This window comes from Streptomyces sp. MAI_2237, from assembly GCF_054189285.1.
The window spans coordinates 292,192-313,728 of sequence record NZ_JAJPGQ010000002.1 but is presented as its reverse complement, the minus strand read 5'-3'; the positions used below and the strand labels follow the sequence as shown (position 1 = coordinate 313,728).

Here is a 21,537-nt window from a genome sequence, read left to right as displayed (position 1 = left end):
CGCGGGTCAGGAGCACCCTGAGCGGTGGCTGTGCGTGACGGCTGTCACCGGCGCCGACGCCTCCGACGGCTGACACAGCACCAGGGCCACGTCGTCGGCGGGGCGGGCGCCGGTGTGGGCGACGAGACGGGCGTAGAGGTGGTCGAGGGCGTCGTCGGGGAGCGGTTCGCGCAGCGCGCGGGCGATCTCGGGGAGGAGGGGGAAGAGGGTGCCGTCCGGGGAGCGGGCCTCGGTGAGACCGTCGGTGTGGAGCAGGAGCCGGTCACCGGGCTGGAGGCGGACCCGGTACTGGCGCGGATCGGGGTTCAGCCCCAACGGCGGCACGGCCGCCAGGGGTTCGAGCAGCTCGGCGCCCCGGCTGACCCGAATCTGCCCCGGACGACCGCAGTTGACCAGGCGCACCTCGCCGGGCGCGAACTCGGCCAGTACGGCGGTGACGAAGTCCTCCGATCCAGCTGCGGGGCGGGCCGCTGGTCCAGGTCGGTGACGAGCGCGGGCAGATCGGGTGTCGTGTACGCCAGTTCGCGGAAGGCCGCGACGGTCGCCGCGGACAGCCGCAGCGCCTCCAGTCCGTGACCGCGGACGTCACCGACGAGCACCCGCAGGCCGTACGGCGTCGCCGCGGCCTCGTACACGTCGCCGCCGACGGCCGATTCGGCGGCGGCGCAGTGGTATCGGGTGCAGACGTGGATGCCGTCCAGGTCCCGGGAGATGGGCCGCAGGATCAGCTGCTGGGTGCGGTGGGCCACCTCACGGGCCTGCGCGAGGGCCGCCTCCAGCGAGGTGCGGTGCCGTGCCAGGTATGCGGCGATGGCACAGCCCAGCAGCAGGCCGCCGTACTCGGTGCCGAACCGCGCGGAGGCCAGGTCGCCGGCGCCGGCGCCCATGACCGGACCGAGCGCCGCCGCACAGCAGCAGACGAGCAGGGTGCGGCCGCGGTCCAGCCGCACACTGGCCAGGAGCGGGCCGAGCAGGAGCGGTGTGACCGGCATCGCGTGCATGGCGTTCATCGCGCCGTTCCTGTTCCCTCTCCGCTGCCCTCCCCGACGAGGGCCGACCATCCACCGACGTCGCATGCCGACGTGGACTTGAGCGCAACTCGTCGGAAAGTGCCGACAACTGCCCAGTGCCTGAGGTCTTTCTGTCGGGCCCGCGGGTCAGCCGACGACGGCCACCGCGTCCACCTCCACCAGCACCCCCTCCCGCACCGGGCGGGCCACCACCGTCGTCCGGGCGGGAAGCGGGTCGCAGTCGGCGAAGAACTCGCGGTAGACCGCGTTGAATTCGGCGAAGTGGGCGCGGTCGGCCAGGTAGCAGGTGCAGCGCACGATCGAGCGGCGGTCGCCGACCACGGCCTCGACGTTGGCGAGGACACGGCGCGCCTGGTCGGCGAAGGAGGCCGGCATCGCGTGCGTGACCGGGTGCAGGGGCCCCTGGCCGGAGGTGAACAGGAAGGGGCCGGTGCGCACGCCCTGCGACAGCGGCGGTTCGGTGCCGTCGGAGAAGCGGACGAAGGGCGCCGCGTCGGTGTGCACGCGCTGCGGACCGCCGCCGAAGGGCAGCACGAGGGTGCGGGTGGCGAGCAGCCAGGTACCGTCGGCGGCCCTGCGGAAGTCGTCCTCGTAGTGGCCCACCTGGTACGGCGGCCCGGCGGGCAGGATGCCGCCGCCGTGGCCGTCGACGCGGTACGTCGTGAAGTACGAGGTCGCCGTCGCCGTGTCCGGACCGGTCACGGTGACCCGGACGTTGGACATCACGCGGCGCGAGAGCCGGTCGGCCGGACGGGCGCCGAAGTACGTGCGCAGCGCGTCCCGCCCCTCGATCCGCCGCCGCCCCTTCGGCCACCGCCAGACCCCGTCCTCGGCGAACAGCTCGGCCACGGAGGCCGGTTCACCGAGATCGAGACGGTGGACGAAGTCGAGGATCAGACGCTCGCAGGCGCGCTCGGCGAGAAGGTTCTCCATGAACACGTATTCATACGCTGTCCGCGGCAGGGTAAGTCACTGTATTCAGACGTCACTGTATTCAGACGTCACTGTTTTCATCATTCATCGGCGTCAGACAGCCGTGTACGTCACCGGATCGCTCCCCGGCACCGCCTCCGCTCGCCCCAGCTTCACCAGCCGTCGCAGATGGGCCTCCGCTTCCGAGACCGCGATGTTCCGTGATCCGTAGGGGATCTGCTCCCAGGGCCGGTTCCACTCCATGCGCTCGGCGAGCTGCCAGGGGGTGAGGGGCGCGGCCAGCAGAGCCAGGATCCCGTTGAGGCGTTCCTCGTGGTGGGCGAGCAACTCCCGTACGCGGGACGGCCCGTCGGTGAAGGCGTGCTGGTGGGCCGGGAGCACCTCGGCGGGGGCGAGTCGGCCGACGCGTTCGAGGGAGTCGAGGTAGTCGCCGAGCGGGTCGGTGACCGTGGCGTCGTCCGGGTCCTCGTAGAGGCCGATGTGCGGGGTGATCTCCGGAAGCAGGTGGTCCCCGGAGAACAGGCGCCCGCGACCCGGCAGCCGGGAGGGGTGCTCCTCCTCCAGGTGCAGGCAGACGTGGCCGGGAGTGTGCCCGGGCGTCCAGATCGCGCGCAGCCGCCGCCCCGGCAGGTCTAGCGGCTCGCCGGGGACGATCTCGCGGTCGGGCAGGGCGGGGGAGAAGCCGGGGAGGGCGGCGCGCGGGGCGGGATCGCGCAGGGGAGCGATGTGCTCCTCCGGGGCGCCGGCGGCCGTGAGCTTGGCGGTCATGTAGGTGAACCACCGGCCGGGCCGGGTATCCCGGGTGCGCCGGACGATCGCCGTGTCGGCGGCGTGCATCGCGATCCAGGCACCGGAGGCCTCGCGCACCTTGCCCGACAGGCCGTGGTGGTCGGGGTGGTGATGGGTGATCACGACACCGTGGATGGCCGAGACATCGGTACCGCAGGCGCGCAGCCCCTCCGCCAGCACGGACCAGGCCTCCGGGTCGTCCCAGCCGGTGTCGATCAGGACGGGTCCCCGGTCGGTGTCGACGACGTACACCAGCGTGTGCCCGAGCGGGTTGTCCGGAATGGGCACCCGAACGGACCGTATGCCCCCGCCATGATCGAACGTCTCCGCCATCTGCCCTCCGCTCCACGGCCATTGCCCACTATAACTAGAACTGGTATCAGTTTCTGAAACACCGTCAGAAACGAGGGCAGTGGTGATGGCCGAGCTCTTGGAACACGGACAGCTGTTCATCGGAGGGGAACTGACCGATCCCCTGGGCGAGGACGTCATCGAGGTGATCTCGCCGCACACCGAGGAGGTCATCGGGCGGGTGCCGCACGCCTCGCGGGAGGACGTCGACCGGGCGGTGGCGGTGGCGCGCCGGGCCTTCGACGAGGGGCCCTGGCCGCGGATGTCGTTGGACGAGCGGATCGCGGTGGTCACGCGCATCAAGGACGCGATCGCCGTACGGCACGAGGAGATCGCCCGCGTGATCTCGTCCGAGAACGGGTCGCCGTACTCCTGGAGCGTCCTCGCGCAGGCCCTCGGCGCGATGATGGTGTGGGACGCGGCGATCACGGTCGCTCGGGACTTCATCTACGAGGAGCGGCGCGACGGCGTGCTCGGAAAGATCCTCGTGCGGCGCGAGCCGGTCGGCGTCGTGGCGGCCGTGGTGCCTTGGAACGTCCCGCAGTTCGTCGCCGCCGCCAAGCTCGCGCCCGCTCTGCTCACCGGCTGCTCGGTGATCCTCAAGCCGTCGCCCGAGTCGCCGCTGGACGCGTACATCCTGGCGGACATCACCAAGGAGGCCGGGCTCCCGGAGGGTGTGCTGTCCGTGCTGCCCGCCGACCGGGAGGTCAGCGAGTACCTCGTCGGGCATCCCGGGATCGACAAGGTCTCCTTCACCGGATCGGTCGCCGCCGGCAAGCGCGTGATGGAGGTAGCCGCGCGCAACCTCACCCGCGTGACCCTGGAGTTGGGCGGCAAGTCGGCGGCCGTCGTGCTGCCGGACGCGGACGTGGCGACCACGGTCGCGGGGGTCGTGCCGGCGGCCTGGATGAACAACGGCCAGGCGTGCGTGGCCCAGACCCGCATCCTGGTGCCGCGTTCCCGCTACGACGAGTTCGCCGAGGCGTTCTCCGCCGCGGCCGGCGCCCTCGTGGTCGGTGACCCGCTCGACCCGGCGACCCAGGTCGGCCCGCTCGTCGCGCAGCGCCAGCAGCGGCGCAACCTCGACTACATCCGCATCGGCCAGGAGGAGGGCGCCAAGATCCTCACGGGCGGCGGGCGTCCGGCGGGCCTGGAGCGGGGCTGGTACGTGGAGCCCACGCTCTTCGGCGACGTCGACAACTCGATGCGGATCGCGCGGGAGGAGATCTTCGGCCCGGTCATCTGCCTGCTGCCCTACGGCGACGAGTCCGACGCCCTGAAGATCGCCAACGACTCGGACTACGGACTGAGCGGCAGCGTGTGGACGGCGGACGTCGGCCACGGCATCGAGGTGGCGCGACAGGTGCGCACCGGGACGTACTCGGTGAACACCTTCAGTCTCGACATGCTGGGCCCGTTCGGCGGCTACAAGAACAGCGGTCTGGGGCGGGAGTTCGGGCCCGAGGGGTTCGGGGAGTACCTGGAGCACAAGATGATCCACCTGCCGGCCGGCTGGGAGGGCTGAGCGCTCATGGGGGACCGCTGGCACGTCGAGGTCGACCGTTCCGTGTGCATCGGCTCGGCCCAGTGCGTCCACCGGGCCGAGGGCGCCTTCCGGCTGGACTCCGCGATGCAGTCCCATCCGGTGGAGCCGGAGACGGATGCCAACGAGCGGGTGCTGGAAGCAGCCGAGAACTGCCCCGTGGAGGCGATCGTGGTCACCCTCTCGGGAAGCGGGGAGCCGGTGTTCCCGCCCGAGGAGTGAGGGTTACGCTCCTGCGGTCGTCGTAGGAACGATCAACGAGCGGGGCGGGACGCGTGCGCAAGGCCGAGGCCAAGGAGCTGATCCGACAGGCGGGCGAGGCGTGGGAGGCCGAGGAGTGGCTGCGCGCCGCCGACCTCTACGAGCGGGTGCTCGGCCAGTTCCCGGACGTCGGGCCGAGCGCGGTGTGGTGGTACGACGCCGCGCTCGCCCACAAGTTCCTGCGGAACTGGGCGAAGGCGTACGACCTCGGGCGCGAGGCCGCCGCCCGTGCCCCGCGCGGCGAGGGCGATCCCGCGTACTGGAACCTGGGCATCGCGGCGACGATCCAGCGCGACTGGGCGACCGCCCGCGACGCCTGGGCCGGTTTCGGCATCGAACTCCCGGACGGCGACGGCGAGATCACGGGTTCCTTCGGGCACGCGTGCGTCCGGCTCGACACCGGCGGTGAGCGCGAGGTCGTGTGGATCGAGCGGCTGTGTCCGACGCGGGGACGGGTGGTCAACGTGCCCGTCACCGGCGGACGGCGGTACGGCGAGATCGTCGTGCACGACGGTGAGCCCAAGGGGGAGCGGATCGTCGACGGCGCGACCTACCCCGTCTTCGACGAGCTCCTGCTGTTCGAGGCCTCCGAGCTGCCCACCCTGGAGGTCACCGTGGCGGCCGGCGAGGCGGACGATCTGCGGGCCCTGCTGGAGCTTTTCGGCGAGCACGGCTACGGCGCCGAACCCGCGAGCAGCGTCCGCATGCTCTGCGCCTGCTGCAGCGAGGGCACCCATCAGCAGGAGCGGAGCGTCCCGGCGGGCGCCCAGACCGTGTCCCTGGCGGCCCCGGAGGAGGAGGCGCGGCGACTCCTCGCGCGGTGGGCGGAGGGGGCGGCTGTTGGGCGCGGCTGGAGCGGCCTGTCGGCGGTCGGCTGAGGACGGGCCGGCCCTCTCAGGTCCCCTGGTGCGGATCGGTCAGGTCGATCAGGCGGCACACCGTCTCGATGTCGATCTTCACCTGGGCGATCGACGCCCGGCCCGAGAGCCAGGTGATCAGGGCCGAGTGCCAGGTGTGCTCGATGACGCGGACCGCCGAGAGCTGTTCGGGCGTCGGGTCGGCCTGCCCCATCGCGTCCAGGATGATCACCGTCGTCTGACGGGAGACCTGGTCGACCTCCGGCGAGACGCTGCGGTCGGCGAAGGTGAGCGCGCGGACCATGGCGTCGGCCAGGTGCGGCTCGCGCTGCAGCGCGCGGAAGGCCCGCATGAGGGTCTCCGCGACCCGCTCGGCGGCCGTATCGCCCTGCGGCGGCTTCTTCCGCAGCGTGCCGTGCATGTGCTCCAGCTGGTCCTGCATCGTGGCGACCAGCAGATGGATCTTGGACGGGAAGTAGCGGTACAGCGTGCCCAGGGCCACCTGGGAGGACTCGGCGACCTCCCGCATCTGCACGGCGTCGAAACCGCCCCGGCTGGCGAGCTGCGCGCTCGCGTGCAGGATGCGCCGGCGGCGGGCCTCCTGCCGCTCCGTGAGGGGCGAGGAGGACGTCCGCGCGGTGGCGTCTGGCTTGGCTTCCGCAGGCATGGGTCCCGTTCCGTGACACTCGGTGAGGGCTGGTGATCGGACCGAGCACGGCAAGGGCTCAGCCGTGGCGCGAATCACCTGATCCACTGCTCACAGTGCCCTTACCTGCCGGTAGATTCAGAGCCTCCTGGACGATCAAGTCTGAAACTTGTTCTAGATTAGCGTCCCGGCGTAATCTCGCGGGACAATGCATGCAGAAGGGGGCCCAGAGTGACCGCTGAGGCCAGTCAGGCCGGTCCCCAGGAGGACCTGGCCGCCGACGGCGGGCGACCGCTCCACATCGCGCTCCTCACCTATAAAGGGAACCCGTTCTGCGGCGGACAGGGTGTCTACGTCCGCCACCTCTCCCGCGAGCTGGCCCGCCTCGGCCACCGCGTGGAGGTCATCGGCAGCCAGCCGTACCCCGTCCTCGACGAGGGCTACGACCGACTGACCCTGACCGAGCTGCCGAGCCTCGACCTCTACCGCTCGCCCGACCCCTTCCGCACCCCGGCGCGCGACGAGTACCGCGACTGGATCGACGTCCTCGAAGTCGCCACGATGTGGACCGGCGGCTTCCCCGAACCGCTCACCTTCTCCCTGCGTGCCCGCCGCCATCTGCGCGCCCGGCGGGGCGAGTTCGACGTCGTGCACGACAACCAGACGCTGGGATACGGCCTGTTGGGGGACGTGGGCGCGCCCCTCGTCACCACCATCCACCACCCCATCACCGTCGACCGGCAGTTGGAGCTGGACGCCGCCGAGAACTGGCAGCAGCGGATGTCCAAGCGCCGCTGGTACGCCTTCACCCGCATGCAGAAGCGCGTCGCGCGCCGGCTGCCGTCCGTGCTCACCGTCTCCGGCACCTCCCGCGCCGAGATCGTCGACCACCTCGGCGTCCGCGGGGACCGTATCCACGTGGTCCACATCGGCGCCGACACCGACCTGTTCTCGCCGGACGCCTCGGTCCCCGTCGTCCCGGGCCGGATCGTGACGACGTCCAGCGCGGACGTCCCCCTCAAGGGCCTGGTCTTCCTCGTCGAGGCCCTGGCGAAGGTGCGGACCGAGCACGCCGGCGCCCACCTGGTCGTCGTCGGCAAGCGGCCCACCGAGGGGCCCGTCGCGCAGGCGATCGAGCGCTACGGCCTCGAAGGCGCCGTCGACTTCGTCAAGGGCATCTCCGACGCCGAACTGGTCGACCTGGTCCGCTCGGCGGAGGTCGCCTGCGTGCCGTCCCTCTACGAAGGCTTCTCCCTGCCGGCGGCCGAGGCCATGGCCACCGGGACGCCGCTCGTCGCCACGACCGGCGGGGCGATCCCGGAGGTCGCCGGTACCGACGGCGAGACCTGCCTCGCGGTGCCGCCGGGCGACGCGGGGGCGCTGGCCGCCGGGCTGAGCCGGCTGCTGGGCGACGCGGAGCTGCGGGCGCGCCTCGGCCGGGCGGGCCGGGAGCGGGTGCTGCGGCACTTCACCTGGGCGGGGGCCGCGGAGGGCACGGTGGCCCGCTACCGCGAGGCGATCGCCGGGTCCTCCGGCAGGCTTCCCGGCCGCACCGCGGCCGCGCAGGGCGTCGAGTCCACGCCCCCCACACCCGACACCGGCGTCTATTCCGAAAGCAGGGCCACGTGCTGACCGTCGACTTCTCCCGGTTCCCGCTCGCCCCGGGCGACCGCGTCCTGGACCTCGGCTGCGGTGCCGGCCGGCACGCGTTCGAGTGCTACCGGCGCGGCGCCCAGGTCGTGGCGCTCGACCAGAACGCCGAGGAGATCCGCGAGGTCGCTAAGTGGTTCGCGGCGATGAAGGAGGCCGGGGAGGCACCCGAGGGCGCGACCGCCACCGCCATGGAGGGCGACGCCCTCGCGCTGCCGTTCCCGGACGAGTCCTTCGACGTCGTCATCATCTCCGAGGTGATGGAGCACATCCCGGACGACAAGGGCGTACTCGCCGAGATGGTAAGGGTGTTGAGGCCCGGCGGCCGTATCGCCATCACCGTGCCGCGCTACGGGCCCGAGAAGGTCTGCTGGACCCTGTCCGACGCCTACCACGAGGTCGAGGGCGGCCACATCCGCATCTACAAGGCGGACGAACTGATCGCCAAGATCGAGGAAGCCGGCCTCAAGCCCTACGGCACGCACCACGCCCACGCCCTGCACAGCCCCTACTGGTGGCTGAAGTGCGCGTTCGGCGTCGACAACGACAAGGCGCTGCCCGTGCGGGCGTACCACAAGCTGCTGGTCTGGGACATCATGAAGAAGCCGCTGGCCACCCGGGTCGCCGAGCAGGCGCTGAACCCGCTGATCGGCAAGAGCTTCGTGGCGTACGCGACCAAGCCCCACCTCCCGGCGGTGGACGCCAAGTGACCACCCCCCGGACAGAACACCTCGTCCTGCCCGGGGTCCTGACCGCCGGGCAGGCCGCCGCGACCGTCGCGGGCATCCTCGCCGTACAGCGGGAGGACGGTGCGATCCCGTGGTTCCGGGGCCACCACCTGGACCCCTGGGACCACACCGAGGCCGCGATGGCCCTCGACACCGCCGGCGAGCACGAGGCCGCCGAGCGGGCCTACGAGTGGCTCGCCCGGCACCAGAACGAGGACGGCTCCTGGTACGCGGCCTACGCCGACGGCGACTTCGCCGACGTCACCGACCGCGGGCGGGAGACCAACTTCGTCGCCTACATCGCGGTGGGGGTGTGGCACCACTACCTCTCCACCGGCGACGACACCTTCCTGGACCGCATGTGGCCCGCCGTTTGCGCGGCGATCGAGTACGTCCTGCGGTTGCAGCAGCCCGGCGGGCAGATCGGCTGGAAGGGCGAGGACGACGGCGGCTTCACCACCGACGCGCTGCTGACCGGCTCCTCCTCCGTCCACCACGCCCTGCGCTGCGCGCTCGCCATCGCCGAGCAGCGTGAGGAACCGCAGCCGGACTGGGAGTTGGCGGTGGGCGCGCTGCGGCACGCGATCCGCCGGCACCCGGAGCGGTTCCTCGACAAGGACCGCTACTCGATGGACTGGTACTACCCGGTGCTGGGCGGCGCCTTGACCGGCGCGGAGGCCAAGTCCCGTATCGAGGAAGGGTGGGACCGCTTCGTCGTGCCCGGCCTCGGCGTGCGCTGCGTCGTCCCCAACCCGTGGGTCACGGGCGGCGAGTCGGCCGAACTCGCCCTCACCCTCTGGGCGATGGGCGAATCGGACCGCGCGCTGGCCCTGCTGAAGTCGATCCAGCACCTGCGGGACGCCGAGAGCGGCCTGTACTGGACGGGTTACGTCTTCGAGGACGAGGCGATCTGGCCGCAGGAGCTGACCACCTGGACGGCCGGCTCGCTCCTGCTCGCGGTCGCCGCCCTCGGCGGCCACGACGCCACCTGCACGGTGTTCGGCGGGGAGAACCTGCCCAGCGGCCTGGACCCCGACTGCTGCGGCTGAGGCCCCGGGCGCCGACTGCTACGACTGAAGCCCCGGCGCCAACTGTTACGACTGAGGCCCCGGCGCCAACTGTTACGACTGAGGCCCCGGCGTCCCTGCCGGGGCCTCAGCGCCGCTGCCGCGCCTCAGTGGCGCTGCAGCCGTCCGGCGATCGCGTGACCGACGAACAGGTAGACCACCGCCGCCAGTCCGTAGCCCGCCACCACACGGGCCCACGCCTTGTCGAACGTGAACAGATCACGCGACCAGCCGGCCAGCCAGTTGGCCGCATTGTGGACGAACTGCACCAGGTCATTGGCCCGGTTGGCGTCCAACAGGTACATCAGGATCCACAGCCCCAGGATGAGGGCCATGATGTCGGCGACGATCGCCACGACCGCGCCGGCCCGATTGCCGCTGCTATATCGAGACATGCTTTCCGGATTGCCGCGACTTCCGGGATGAAACCCGCTCGGTACGATGAACGCCGTGGACGCTCTCTACCCCCGGCTGCTCGTCGAGGACTTCGACACCGCGGCCCACTTCTGGACCGAGGCCCTCCGCGACCTCCTCGGCATCGAGCCCGTGAAGGTGCTGCCCGACGCCGGCTATGCCAACTGGGACCTGGACGGTCAGGCCGTCCTCGTCCTGTTCGGCCGCAAGGCCGTCGCCCAGGTCGTCGGCACCGAGAACCTGCCCTCCGCACCGCCCGCCCAGGACACCGCGATGCTCGTCCTGCGGGTCCCCGACGTCGACGACGCCACGCGTCGGCTGAGCGGCCACGGCGCCACCGTCGTCGCCGAGCCCCGGGACCGCCCCGAGTGGGGCCCGGGCCTGCGCACCGCGCACCTGAGGACCCCGGACGGCACGCTGGTGGAGCTCCAGGCCTACTGAGCCTACGAGTTGAGCTCCGCCAGCACCCGGAGCGTATGGGGATCGGGGGCCAGCGCCAGCAGGTCCGTCACCGGCCCCTTGCGCCACAACTCCAGCCGCTCGGCGATGCGTTCGCGCGGGCCGACGAGGGAGATCTCGTCGGCGAAGGCGTCGGGCACGGCCAGCACCGCCTCCTCGCGCCGCCCCCGCAGGAACAGCTCCTGCACCCGCCGCGCCTCCTCCTCGTACCCCATCCGCGCCATCAGGTCGGCGTGGAAGTTGCGGGTGGCGTGCCCCATCCCGCCGATGTAGAAGCCGAGCATGGTCTTCACCGGCAGCAGGCCCTCGCCCACGTCGTCGCAGACCCGGACCTGGGCCATGGGCGCGACGAGGAACCCGGGCGGGAGCTGCGCGAGGGAGGGGCCGTAGACGTCGGAGCGGCTCGGCGACCAGTACAACGGCAGCCACCCGTCGGCGATACGGGTCGTCTGCTCGACGTTCTTCGGCCCCTCGGCGCCGAGGAGAACGGGCAGGTCGGCCCGGAGCGGATGAGTGATCGGCTTCAGCGCCTTCCCGAGGCCGGTGCCGTCCGCGCCCCGGTACGGATGCGAGTGGAACCGCCCCTCCAGAGCAACCGGCGCCTCCCGCCGCAGCACCTGCCGTACGACGTCCACGTACTCCCGGGTGGCGGTGAGCGGCGACTTGGGGAACGGCCGCCCGTACCAGCCCTCCACCACCTGCGGCCCCGACAGGCCGAGCCCCAGCATCACGCGCCCGCCGGAGAGATGGTCGAGGGTGAGCGCGTGCATCGCGGTGGTCGTCGGCGACCGGGCGGCCATCTGCGCGACGGCCGTCCCCAGCCTGATCCTCGACGTGTGGGCGGCGATCCAGGTCAGCGGCGTGAAGGCGTCGGACCCCCACGACTCGGCGGTCCACACGGAGTCGTAGCCGAGCCGCTCGGCCTCCTGCGCGAGCGGCACATGACCGGCGTCGGGACCACGGCCCCAGTAGCCGAGCGCGAGCCCCAGTCGCATGACGCGCCTCCCTCACCTGTCTGACGAACCGTCAGTTACGGCACCGCGGGAGGCGACTGTACGGCAATGGCCCCCCACCCGGAAGGGCGAGGGGCCGGCCGTGAAGCGGGAAGGGGAAGGTCAGCCGCGCTGGATCCCCGAGGTGTCCTGCAGCACGCCACGACGTCCGTCCTGGGTCTGGGCGACCAGGCCCGGACCGCGCTGCTCGACGGCCAGGTACCAGGTGCCCGGCGCGAGTTCGGCGATCGGCGTCGGCGAACCGTCCTCCGCGAACAGCGGCCGCGGCACCGGAACGGCGAACCAGAACGGCGAGAAGTCCCCGCCGGCCGGCTGCGGCTGCCCTTGCGCGGGCTGCGGCTGCGCCCCGTACGGCTGCCCCGGCTGCGGCTGGCCGCCGTACTGCGGCTGCTGCGCCCCCGGGTAGCCGTAGCCACCGGGAGGCTGCGCCCCGTACGGCTGCGGAGCCTGCGGCTTGGGCGCCGGGATGAGCGCGGCCTGCAGGGCGGGGACAAGGGGGGTGGCGATGGCGGCACCGGCGAGGGCCAGGGCGGCGATGAAGCCGAGGATGAGGCCGGCGGAGGGGCTGGCCGGGTCCGGGACGTCCACCATCGTCCAGAACAGGATCCACACGACGAGGACCGAGAACGCCGTGCCGACCGTGCCGAGGTCCAGGCCGGCCACCTTGCGGGGCTGCGGCAGGCATCGGTTGACGACGATCAGCGCGGCGCCGACGACTCCGCCCATGTAGAGGCCGAGCCCGTTGCCGAGGTTGTCCCACGCGGTCGCGGTGTAGCTGCCCAGGCCGTCGACGGAGTAGAGGTGGAGGAACGACGCGATGAACAGCAACACCGCTGCCCCGATCACCACGCCGTCGCCTCGGTTGAGGGAGCGGATATTCACTGCAGGTCCTTCGTCAGTCGTCTCGTCGTCGGTAGACCTTATCGCCCGCCCGACCAGGGTGTCCGCAGGGATCCGCCCACCGATCACGAAGAGCGCAGGAAACTCACGATTCCCTCAGAGATTCCCTGCGCCGCCTTCTGTCGCCAGGCTCCGCTGGTGAGCAGTGCCGCGTCCTTGCTATCGCGCATGTTGCCGCACTCGATGAACACCTTGGGAACCGTTGACAGATTGAGACCGCCGAGATCCTTACGCGTGACGAGGCCGGTGCCGTCGCCGATGTAGTTGGAGGCGGGTTCGCCCGTCACGCGGACGAAGTTGCCCGCGACGCGCTCGCCCAGCGAGGCCGAGCGGGCGACGATCGGCCGGGTGTCGGCGGCGCCCGAGTGCACGGCGCCCGGGAGGATGACGTGGAAGCCGCGGTTGCCGGCCGCGGAGCCGTCGGCGTGGATCGAGATCGCGGCGTCGGCGTGGGCGTCGTTGCCGATCCGGGCCCGGCCGTCGACGCAAGGGCCCCAGGACGGGGAGCCGTTGTCGTGGGTCAGTTTCACGGTCGCGCCCTGCCGCTCCAGCAGCGCCTTCAACCGGTGCGAGACGTCCAGGGTGAACTGGGCTTCCGTGTAACCCGCGTTGGTGGAGGTGCCCGTCGTGTCGCACTCCTTCCAGTTCGTGCCGATGTTCACCTTGCGGTTGATCTCGGCGGTGTGCTGGAAGTTGCCGGGGTTGTGACCCGGGTCGATGACGACGACCTTGCCCTTGAGGGGGCCGGAAACGGCCGGCGCGGAGGACGTCGGGTCGGCGCGCGTGGGCGCCGGACTCTGCGTGCCGGGCTGCTTGGTGTCGTCGCTCGCGGACGCGGAGGACGTGGGGGAGGCCGCGCCGCTGGACGCCGCGCTGGTGGCCGCCCGTACCGTCGCCCCGTCCGACCCGCCTCCGCCGCCGGACCCGCCGACGGTGTCGTAGACGAGCCAGCCGAGCAGCGCGCCGGGCACGAGCGCGGCGAGGGCGACGGTGAGGGGGCCGCGACGGGGGCGGCGGGGCTGCGGTGGATCGAAGTCCGGGCCTACGTACGACACGTCTGCGACTCTAACGGCGCCCTCAGATCCCCGCTCCCGTTCGCCGCAGGACGCGCAGCGAGTCGGTCACCGAGACCTCGGTGAACGCGCCGGACTCGAGTGCCCGAAGGTAGACGCGGTACGGGGCCTGGCCGGTGAACTCGTCCTTCGGGTCCGGGAAGACGTCGTGGATGAGGAGCAGTCCGCCCTCGGCGACGTGCGGGGCCCAGCCCTCGTAGTCGGCGGTGGCGTGCTCGTCGGTGTGGCCGCCGTCGACGAAGACCAGGCCGAGCGGGGTGCCCCAGAACTTCGCGATCTGCGGGGAGCGGCCCACCAGGGCGACCACGTGCTCCTCCAGACCGGCGCGGTGCAGGGTGCGCCGGAACGTCGGCAGCGTGTCCATCAGGCCGATCTCCGGGTCGACCGTCTCCGGGTCGTGGTAGTCCCAGCCGGGCTGCTGCTCCTCGCTGCCGCGGTGGTGGTCGACGGTCAGGGCCGTCACCCCGGCCTGCCGGGCCGCGTCGGCGAGCAGGACGGTGGAACGGCCGCAGTAGGTGCCGACCTCCAGCAGCGGCAGACCGAGCGCGCCCGCCTCGACCGCGGCCGCGTACAGCGCCAGCCCCTCGTCGACGGGCATGAACCCCTTCGCCGCCTCGAAAGCGGCCAGGATCTCCGGCTTGGGCGCCGCGGCCATGGGGTTCCTCCCGGTCGTACGAGCAAGCATCAGCGGCCCCATGCTGCCGTACCCCCGGCCGACGATTCGACAGGGGGTACGGTGATCGCCCTCGAGGGGCGCGGGGCTGTATCGATATGCGGCTCCGCCGCGTGGGCGCGACAAGCCACGACGAACCCGCGGCCGCCGCGATGCCGGCAGCGCCCCGAAGGGGCGCGGGGAACTGCGCGACAAGCCACGACGGCGGGTGAGCCGCCACACGACGGCTCCCCCCGATCTCTACGCGCTCACACTCTCCCCAGGCAGCGCGAGATCCACATCCACGGCCCGCTCCTCACCGGAGTGCGACGCGGCGGACGCCAACGGACCGTGCCCCACCGCCCGCGCGGCCAGCACATACGCCCCTTCCGTAGGCACCGCCAGCACATACGTCCCGTCCGGCTCCGACAGCGTCGCCCCCGCCTGCCGCCCCCGTCGGTCGATCAGCGTGACCTTGGCCCGGGCCACCGGTGCGCCCTCGGCGTCCAGGACGCGCCCGCGGAAGCCGCGCAGCACCTGCTCGGCGCGCTCCAGGGCGGCCTCTTCCTCGCTGCTGGCCCGCAGCCGCGGCGCCCGGTCGGGCTTCGGCAGGAACAGGGCCATCAGCAGGCCGATCACCACCGCGCCGGTCGCGATGAGGAAGGACACCCGGAAGCCGTGCATGGTGGGGATCGCGACCCCGCCGACGTTCTGCGCGGTGTTGGCCAGCACCATCCCGATGACGGCGCTGGAGACGGACGTGCCGATGGAGCGCATCAGCGTGTTGAGGCCGTTCGCGGCGCCCGTCTCGGAGGCCGGGACCGCGCCCACGATCAGCGCGGGCAGGGACGAGTAGGCGAGGCCGATGCCCGCGCCGAGGACGACCGAGATGACCAGGCTCTGCCAGGCCGCGCTCATCAGGCCGAGCCCCGCGCCGTAGCCGACGGCGATGATCAGCATGCCGAGGATCAGGGTGGTCTTGGGGCCGTACTTGGCGGACAGGCGGGCGTAGACCGGGGCGGTGACCATCATCGTCAGGCCCAGCGGAGCGACGAGCAGACCCGCGACGACCATCGACTGACCGAGGCCGTAGCCGGTCGCCTTCGGGAGCTGGAGCAGCTGGGGAAGGACGAGCGAGACGACGTAGAAGCTGACACCGACCATGATCGACGCGAGGTTCGTGAAGAGGACGGCCGGGCGGGCGGTGGTGCGCAGGTCGACCAGCGGGGCCTTGGCGCGCAGCTCGTAGACGCCCCACAGGACCAGGACGGCGGCCGCGGCGCCGAACATGCCGAGCGTGGTGCCGGAGGTCCAGCCCCAGTCGCTGCCCTTAGTGATGGGCAGCAGGAACAGGACCAGGCCGGTGGAGAGGCCGATCGCGCCCAGGACGTCGAAGGAGCCCTCGGCGCGCATCGGGGACTCCGGTACGACGAGGAGGGTGAGGGCGATGGAGAGGACACCGAGGCCGGCGGCGCCGTAGAAGAGGGCGTGCCAGTCGGCGTGCTGGGCGACGAGGGCCGCGAGCGGCAGGGCGAGTCCGCCGCCGACGCCGATCGAGGAGCTCATCAGGGCCATCGCGGAGCCGAGCTTCTCGCGGGGCAGCATGTCGCGCATCAGGCCGATGCCGAGCGGGATGGCGCCCATCGCGAAGCCCTGGAGCGTACGGCCGGCGATCATCGGGAGCAGGGTGCTGGTGAGGGCGCTGACGAGGGCGCCGACCACCATCACGGCGAGGCTGAGGATCAGCATCCGCCGCTTGCCGTAGAGGTCGCCGAGGCGGCCCATGATCGGCGTGGCGACGGCGCCCGAGAGCAGTGTCGAGGTCAGGACCCAGGTGGCGTTGCTGGGCGCGGTGTCCAGCAGTTGCGGCAGGTCCTTGATGACCGGGACGAGCAGGGTCTGCATCACCGCGACAACGATGCCCGCGAAGGCGAGGACCGGGACCACGGCCCCGCTCGCTCTCCGGGCGGGCTGGTCGTTCGTCGTGTGCGTCATTGCGTGAGGCCTCCCGTTGGATAAGTGCTGGGTAAACCTCGTATGCACAGGCAACTATTCCGGGGCGTCGGGTCTCCCGCCGATCCTTGACCCGGTCATGAAGATCTGACCGGACGTCAGGTCTGGCCATGGAATGGAACGTGTTCTAGTCTCGCGCGTCATGAGGGCATACGTGGCCGGGGTCGGGATGACCAAGTTCGAGAAGCCCGAGACCCGGGACTGGCAGTACTGGGACATGGCCCGGGAGACGGGGGGCGCGGCGCTCGCGGATGCCGGAGTGACGTACGAGGACGTGGAACAGGTTCCCGTCGGCTACTGCTTCCAGCCGTCCACCGCCGGTCAGCGCGCCGTCTATGAGCTGGGTCTCACCGGCGTCCCGGTCTACAACGTCAACAACAACTGCGCGACCGGATCGACCGCGCTGATGCTGGCGCGGCAGCTCGTGGAGGGCGGGGCCGCCGACTGCGTCCTGGCGCTGGGCTTCGAGAAGATGAGGAAGGGCGCGCTGGGGGGAGGGGCCGACGGCGGTGACTTCGGGACCTCTCCCGTCGCCCGGCACTACGGGATCATGGCCGCCCGGCACGGTTTCGAGAGGACCCCGCCCACCGCCCAGATCTTCGGCGACGCCGCCCGCGAGCACATGGAGCGGTACGGCACCACCGAGGCGCAGTTGGCCGCCGTCGCCGCCAAGAACCACCGGCACTCCGCGCACAACCCGTACGCGCAGTTCCAGGACGTGTACGAGGTGGACGACATCCTCGCGGCCCGTACGGTCCACCGGCCGCTGACCAAGCTGCAGTGCTCGCCGACGTCCGACGGGGCCGCGGCCGCGGTGGTGGTGTCGGAACGGCTCGCCGAGGCGCGCGGCCTCACCGGTCTCGTCGAGATCGTCGCCCAGGCCATGACCACGGACACCGAGGAGTCCTTCGCGTCCGGCTCCTGCATCGACGTCGTCGGGCAGCCCATGTCCCGGGAGGCCGCCCGGCAGGTGTACGAGCGGGCCGGGCTCGGGATCGAGGACGTGGACGTCGTCGAGCTGCACGACTGCTTCTCCGTCAACGAACTGCTGACCTATGAGGCGCTCGGCATGTGCGGAGAGGGCGAGTCGGGCAAGCTCGTCGAATCCGGGGCGACCACGTACGGCGGGCGCTGGGTGGTGAACCCGTCCGGCGGACTGATCTCCAAGGGGCATCCCCTGGGGGCCACGGGCATCGCCCAGGCCGCCGAGCTGGTCTGGCAGCTGCGGGGTACGGCGGGGGAGCGGCAGGTCCCCGGGGCACGGGTGGGCCTCGCGCACAACATCGGGCTGGGCGGGGCGGCGGTGGTGACACTGCTCCGGGCGGCGTAAGGCGGCAAGCCGCTCTTCCGCCCCGTTCGGGCGCTCCGGGGGGGCCTAGGTCCGGCGACGGAAGACGTCGTGGGGCGAAATGCCGATGCAAGGGGCGCGGAGGGGTTGAGAGCATGACAGGCATGCTGGACACCGCTGACGCCACCCGGACCACCCGTCGTACCGCGCCCCCCACGTGGCTGGTCGTGGCCCTCGCCTGCGCGGGCCAGTTCCTCGTCGTGCTGGACGTGTCGGTCGTCAATGTGGCGTTGCCGTCGATGCGGGCCGACCTGGGGCTGAGCGCGCAGGGGCTGCAGTGGGTGGTCAACGCCTACGCCATCGCCTTCGCCGGTTTCATGCTGCTCGGCGGGCGGGCCGGCGACCTGTACGGGCGCAAGCGGATGTTCCTGGTCGGGCTCGGCCTGTTCACACTGGCGTCGCTGGGCGGCGGGCTGGCGCAGGAGGGCGGGCAGCTCCTGGTCGCACGCGCCGTGCAGGGGCTGGGCGCGGCGGTGCTGGCGCCCTCGACGCTGACCATCCTGACCTCGGCGGTCCCCGAGGGCGCGGCGCGGATGCGGGCCATCGCCACCTGGAGCGCGGTGGGCGCGGGCGGCGGGGCCGCGGGCGGTCTGGTCGGCGGAGCACTGGTGGACGGACTGTCCTGGCAGTGGGTCCTGCTGATCAACGTGCCCGTCGGCGCGGTGGTGCTGGCCGGCTCCATGAGGTGGCTGGCGGAGAGCCGCAACGGCGGCGGGCGGCGGCTCGACCTGCCGGGCGCGGTCCTGGTGACGGCCGGGCTCGCCACCCTCGCGTACGGCATCTCGCAGACCGAGGCCGAGGGCTGGACGTCGGCCGCGACCCTGGTGCCGCTGGCCGCCGGACTCACGCTGATCGCGGGCTTCCTGGCCGTCGAGGCGCTGACGACGGTCCCGCTGATGCCGCTCGGGCTGTTCCGGGTGCGGGCGGTGTCGTCGGCGAACGCGGCGATGTTCCTGAACGGCTCCGCGATGTTCTGCATGTGGTTCTTCATGACCCTGTACGCGCAGAACGTGCTCGGCTACACCCCGCTGGAGGCGGGACTGGCACTGGTGCCGAGCTCCCTGGCGATCATCCTCGGCTCCAAGCTCGCGCCCCGCTTCCTGCCGGCGCTGGGGGCGCGCCGGCTGGCCGCGCTGGGGACGCTGATCGCGGCGGCCGGCTATGTGTGGCAGTCCGCGATGACGTCCGAGGGGGCGTATCTGACGGAGATCATGCTGCCCGGCATCCTGATGATGCTGGGCGCCGGGCTGACGGCGACCCCGCTGGCCGCGCTCGCCACGTCCGGGGCCGCGCCCGGGGAGGCCGGCCTGGTGTCGGGGCTGATCAACACCTCGCGGACGATGGGCGGTTCGCTCGGGCTCGCCGTGATGTCGACGATCGCCGCGGCGCGCACGGGCGACCGCGCGACACCGGCGGCACTGACCGAGGGATACGCGCTGGTCTTCCGGACGGGGGCCGGGGTGCTGCTCGCCGGGGTGGTGCTGATGCTGGTATGGCTGCCTCGGCAGAAGGCGGCGGGGCGGGGAGAGGGGACGGGGATGTCGCGTCCTGACTCCGCCGCGGAGTGATTTCGCCGATCGAGGCAACGGTCCGGGGCGCTCGTGGACTCCTTCTGACATCTAGGAGGTGCCCATGGGGGATCGCAAGGAGGCTCGGGACGAGGAGTTCCAGAGCTTTGTCATCGGCCGCTGGCCGCGGCTGGTGCGGACGGCATTTCTCCTCACGGGGGAGCGACACGCCGCCGAGGACCTCGCCCAGGCGACCCTCGAACAGGTCTACGTGGCCTGGCGCAGGGTCGGTTCGGCGGACGACCCGGAGGCGTATGTACGGCGCGTGATGATCAACGCGCACGCACGCAGGCACCGCAGGAAACTGCGGGAGTTCCTGGCGCCGAAGGACGACTCCGGCCTGGTCCGCGAGGTCGCCGACACCGGTGACCGCATCGCGCAGGCCGACGACCGCGGAGTCCTGCTGAAGGCGCTGGCGCAGCTGCCGCCGCGGCAGCGGGAGGCGGTGGTCCTCCGGTACTGGGAGGACCTGACGGAGACCCAGGTGGCGCAGGCCATGGGCTGCTCCGTCGGCGCGGTGAAGAGCAACGCGGCCAAGGGGATCGCGAAACTGCGCGCCATACCGGGGCTGGCGGAGACGGTGACGAGCGGGGGCGGTAAGGGATGAGCGCGGACCGGGAAGCGGACCAGGACATGACGCACAGGGACATCGCCCTCCTGCTGGCCGATGCGGCGGACGGGGTCGAGGTCGGTATAGCCCCCACCCAGGCGGTCGTCCGGGGCGGGCGGCGGCGCAGGGCGCGCAGGTGGGCGGTGGCCGCGGCGGCGGCGCTGGCGATCGTCGGGGCGACGGGGACGGTGGCGCTGGCGGGGCTGCCGGGCGCAGACGGACGGGTGGAGCCGTCGGCGCCCCGGCCGTCGGCGACGCCGGACACCCCCCGGTACCAGCCGCACCGCACGGATCTGGCGGGCGGGACCGAGGACGGCAAGGACTGGGCGGTCACCGTCGACGTGTGGGACGCGCCGCGCGACAGCGAGGAGGCGGAGGCGGAGCTGACGGCGATGGGCCAGTACCGGGGCGAATGGCCCGCGTCCCTGGAGACGGCCGCCGACCTGCTGGGCAAGCGCACGTACTTCGTGCACCTCAGTTACGGGGAGGACGACTCGGTGGTGATCGAGAACTCGCTGCCCGAGCGGGACGCCGAGGCGGGCATCGACCGGGACGTGAGCGCGGTGCAGTTGGCGCCGGGGACCGGGGCGCAGCGCCTGGTGGTCGGACGGGTCGCCAAGGACGCCCGGGAGGTGACCTGCGCCTGGAAGGACGGGTCGAGCACCGTCCTGCGCCGGGTCTCGGGGCCGCGGCCGAACGGCGAGTTGGCGCCGGGCATCCGGTCGGCCGAGGGCTCCCCGGACGGCTGGTTCGTGTGCCTGGCGCCGAAGGGCACCGTCTACAAGGGGGTGGAGGTGACGGGGCCGGCGCGGTGACGTCTCACAGCCAGCCCTGCTGCCGGGCCTCCCGCATCGCCTCCATGCGGTTGCGGGTGCCGGTCTTGCCGATGGCCGAGGAGAGGTAGTTGCGGACGGTCGACTCCGACAGGTGCAGCTTGGCGGCGATGTCGGCGACCGTCGCGCCGTCCACGGACGCCTTGAGGACGTCGCACTCGCGGGCCGTGAGCGGATTGGGACCGGCGCTGAGCGCGGCGGCGGCCAGCGCCGGGTCGACCACGGTCTCGCCGGTCAGCACCCGGCGGATCGCGGCGGCCAGTTCCTCCACCGGGCCGTCCTTCACCAGGAAGCCGGCGGCTCCCGCCTCCATGGCGCGGCGCAGATAGCCGGGCCGTCCGAAGGTGGTGAGGATCAGCACCCGGCAGTCCGGCGCCTGCTCGCGCAGTTCGGCGGCCGCGTCCAGGCCGCTCATGCCGGGCAGTTCGATGTCCAGCAGGGCGACGTCGGGGCGGTGCGTCAGCGCGGCGTCCACGATCGCGTCACCGGCGGCGACCTGGGCGACGACCTCGAGGTCGGCCTCCAGGTTCAGCAGCAGGGCGAGCGCGCCGCGCATCATCCCCTGGTCCTCGGCGAGCAGAACCCGCACGTTCCTGGTCGGCCGGTGTTCCCGGGGCATCTCGTCCACGGGCCAAGAGTAGGGCGCGGCCGGCCGGCCGGACCCCTTAAAGACTCGGCATGGTTCCGTTCCGGAAGGCTTGACGGCACCTGACGCCGGCCCAACAATCGCCTCTGCATTCAGAGTTCGCCTTTGCAATTCCTGTGCCCGCACTCCCACCCGCAATTGTTCGGCATTTC

Annotated in this window: 23 protein-coding genes and 1 pseudogene; 11 read left to right on the top strand and 13 right to left on the bottom strand. The window is 72.0% G+C overall.

What is annotated here, in order from left to right:
* Positions 1-6: 6 nt before the first annotated feature.
* From LN251_RS06245 to LN251_RS06225, 5 genes and pseudogenes are all read right to left on the bottom strand, one after another.
* Positions 7-402: a PP2C family protein-serine/threonine phosphatase gene (locus LN251_RS06245; protein WP_458243493.1), complete on the bottom strand. Its 396-nt coding sequence runs from the start codon at positions 400-402 to the stop codon at positions 7-9.
* Positions 306-1,010 (bottom strand): PP2C family protein-serine/threonine phosphatase, encoded by a 705-nt coding sequence (locus LN251_RS06240; RefSeq protein WP_458243492.1) that lies wholly within the window; start codon positions 1,008-1,010, stop codon positions 306-308. The genes LN251_RS06245 and LN251_RS06240 overlap by 97 nt, the downstream gene beginning before the upstream one ends.
* A gap of 147 nt (positions 1,011-1,157) precedes the next feature.
* On the bottom strand, positions 1,158-1,535 hold the full coding sequence (locus LN251_RS06235) for a RidA family protein (RefSeq protein ID WP_458244140.1): 378 nt from the start codon (positions 1,533-1,535) through the stop codon (positions 1,158-1,160).
* Positions 1,533-1,964 (bottom strand): annotated as a pseudogene (locus LN251_RS06230) (nuclear transport factor 2 family protein); the annotation flags it as partial. The pseudogene LN251_RS06230 and the gene LN251_RS06235, both read right to left, overlap by 3 nt.
* Before the next feature lie 93 nt (positions 1,965-2,057).
* A complete protein-coding gene (locus LN251_RS06225) occupies positions 2,058-3,086 on the bottom strand; it encodes an MBL fold metallo-hydrolase (protein ID WP_458243491.1) in 1,029 nt (342 codons plus the stop codon).
* Positions 3,087-3,171: 85 nt separating this feature from the next.
* On the opposite strand from LN251_RS06225, the gene LN251_RS06220 reads away from it, so the two are divergent.
* Genes LN251_RS06220 through LN251_RS06210 form a run of 3 tightly spaced genes read left to right on the top strand, consistent with a single transcriptional unit; the run spans position 3,172 to position 5,786 of the window.
* A complete protein-coding gene (locus LN251_RS06220) occupies positions 3,172-4,629 on the top strand; it encodes an aldehyde dehydrogenase (RefSeq protein WP_458243490.1) in 1,458 nt (485 codons plus the stop codon).
* 6 nt (positions 4,630-4,635) lie between these two features.
* Positions 4,636-4,869 carry a ferredoxin gene (locus tag LN251_RS06215; RefSeq protein ID WP_200698584.1) on the top strand — a complete coding sequence of 78 codons (234 nt, stop codon included), beginning with the start codon at positions 4,636-4,638 and terminating at the stop codon, positions 4,867-4,869.
* 53 nt (positions 4,870-4,922) lie between these two features.
* The gene (locus LN251_RS06210; RefSeq protein WP_458243489.1) at positions 4,923-5,786 is read left to right on the top strand and encodes a tetratricopeptide repeat protein; all 864 of its coding nucleotides are present in this window, start codon (positions 4,923-4,925) and stop codon (positions 5,784-5,786) included.
* 16 nt (positions 5,787-5,802) lie between these two features.
* Here LN251_RS06210 and LN251_RS06205 read toward each other — a convergent pair whose 3' ends face one another.
* The gene (locus tag LN251_RS06205) at positions 5,803-6,432 is read right to left on the bottom strand and encodes a TetR family transcriptional regulator (protein ID WP_458243488.1); all 630 of its coding nucleotides are present in this window, start codon (positions 6,430-6,432) and stop codon (positions 5,803-5,805) included.
* Between the two features lie 210 nt (positions 6,433-6,642).
* Here LN251_RS06205 and LN251_RS06200 point away from each other — a divergent pair, with 210 nt between their 5' ends.
* From LN251_RS06200 to LN251_RS06190, 3 genes are read left to right on the top strand one after another with little or no spacing between them, the layout of a single operon-like run.
* Entirely contained in the window at positions 6,643-8,043 is a 1,401-nt protein-coding gene (locus tag LN251_RS06200) for a glycosyltransferase family 4 protein (RefSeq protein WP_458243487.1), read from the top strand.
* Positions 8,037-8,771 (top strand): class I SAM-dependent methyltransferase, encoded by a 735-nt coding sequence (locus LN251_RS06195; protein WP_458243486.1) that lies wholly within the window; start codon positions 8,037-8,039, stop codon positions 8,769-8,771. Before LN251_RS06200 ends, LN251_RS06195 begins: the two co-directional genes overlap by 7 nt.
* Positions 8,768-9,838, top strand: coding sequence for a prenyltransferase/squalene oxidase repeat-containing protein (locus LN251_RS06190; protein WP_458243485.1), 1,071 nt, complete (start codon positions 8,768-8,770; stop codon positions 9,836-9,838). The genes LN251_RS06195 and LN251_RS06190 overlap by 4 nt, the downstream gene beginning before the upstream one ends.
* Before the next feature lie 125 nt (positions 9,839-9,963).
* Here the strand turns inward: LN251_RS06190 and LN251_RS06185 are convergent, their stop codons facing one another.
* Positions 9,964-10,251, bottom strand: coding sequence for a hypothetical protein (locus tag LN251_RS06185; protein ID WP_058925604.1), 288 nt, complete (start codon positions 10,249-10,251; stop codon positions 9,964-9,966).
* Between the two features lie 46 nt (positions 10,252-10,297).
* Here LN251_RS06185 and LN251_RS06180 point away from each other — a divergent pair, with 46 nt between their 5' ends.
* A complete protein-coding gene (locus LN251_RS06180) occupies positions 10,298-10,711 on the top strand; it encodes a VOC family protein (protein ID WP_458243484.1) in 414 nt (137 codons plus the stop codon).
* Between the two features lie 2 nt (positions 10,712-10,713).
* Here the strand turns inward: LN251_RS06180 and LN251_RS06175 are convergent, their stop codons facing one another.
* From LN251_RS06175 to LN251_RS06155, 5 genes are all read right to left on the bottom strand, one after another.
* Entirely contained in the window at positions 10,714-11,724 is a 1,011-nt protein-coding gene (locus LN251_RS06175) for an LLM class F420-dependent oxidoreductase (RefSeq protein WP_458243483.1), read from the bottom strand.
* Positions 11,725-11,844: 120 nt separating this feature from the next.
* On the bottom strand, positions 11,845-12,624 hold the full coding sequence (locus LN251_RS06170) for a hypothetical protein (protein ID WP_458243482.1): 780 nt from the start codon (positions 12,622-12,624) through the stop codon (positions 11,845-11,847).
* Between the two features lie 83 nt (positions 12,625-12,707).
* On the bottom strand, positions 12,708-13,697 hold the full coding sequence (locus tag LN251_RS06165) for an N-acetylmuramoyl-L-alanine amidase (protein ID WP_458243481.1): 990 nt from the start codon (positions 13,695-13,697) through the stop codon (positions 12,708-12,710).
* Positions 13,698-13,719: 22 nt separating this feature from the next.
* A complete protein-coding gene (locus LN251_RS06160; RefSeq protein WP_249836727.1) occupies positions 13,720-14,370 on the bottom strand; it encodes a class I SAM-dependent methyltransferase in 651 nt (216 codons plus the stop codon).
* Positions 14,371-14,628: 258 nt separating this feature from the next.
* The gene (locus LN251_RS06155) at positions 14,629-16,362 is read right to left on the bottom strand and encodes an MFS transporter (protein ID WP_458243480.1); all 1,734 of its coding nucleotides are present in this window, start codon (positions 16,360-16,362) and stop codon (positions 14,629-14,631) included.
* A gap of 160 nt (positions 16,363-16,522) precedes the next feature.
* On the opposite strand from LN251_RS06155, the gene LN251_RS06150 reads away from it, so the two are divergent.
* The 4 genes from LN251_RS06150 (at position 16,523) to LN251_RS06135 (ending at position 20,721) form a co-directional block, all read left to right on the top strand.
* Positions 16,523-17,710 carry a lipid-transfer protein gene (locus LN251_RS06150; RefSeq protein WP_458243479.1) on the top strand — a complete coding sequence of 396 codons (1,188 nt, stop codon included), beginning with the start codon at positions 16,523-16,525 and terminating at the stop codon, positions 17,708-17,710.
* Positions 17,711-17,823: 113 nt separating this feature from the next.
* Positions 17,824-19,296, top strand: a complete 1,473-nt coding sequence (locus LN251_RS06145) for an MFS transporter (RefSeq protein ID WP_458243478.1) — start codon at positions 17,824-17,826, stop codon at positions 19,294-19,296.
* A gap of 64 nt (positions 19,297-19,360) precedes the next feature.
* Positions 19,361-19,903 (top strand): SigE family RNA polymerase sigma factor, encoded by a 543-nt coding sequence (locus LN251_RS06140; RefSeq protein WP_458243477.1) that lies wholly within the window; start codon positions 19,361-19,363, stop codon positions 19,901-19,903.
* A 26-nt stretch (positions 19,904-19,929) separates the two neighbouring features.
* Positions 19,930-20,721 carry a hypothetical protein gene (locus tag LN251_RS06135; protein WP_458243476.1) on the top strand — a complete coding sequence of 264 codons (792 nt, stop codon included), beginning with the start codon at positions 19,930-19,932 and terminating at the stop codon, positions 20,719-20,721.
* 4 nt (positions 20,722-20,725) lie between these two features.
* Here the strand turns inward: LN251_RS06135 and LN251_RS06130 are convergent, their stop codons facing one another.
* Positions 20,726-21,358: a response regulator gene (locus LN251_RS06130; RefSeq protein ID WP_404150672.1), complete on the bottom strand. Its 633-nt coding sequence runs from the start codon at positions 21,356-21,358 to the stop codon at positions 20,726-20,728.
* Between the last annotated feature and the right edge of the window lie 179 nt (positions 21,359-21,537).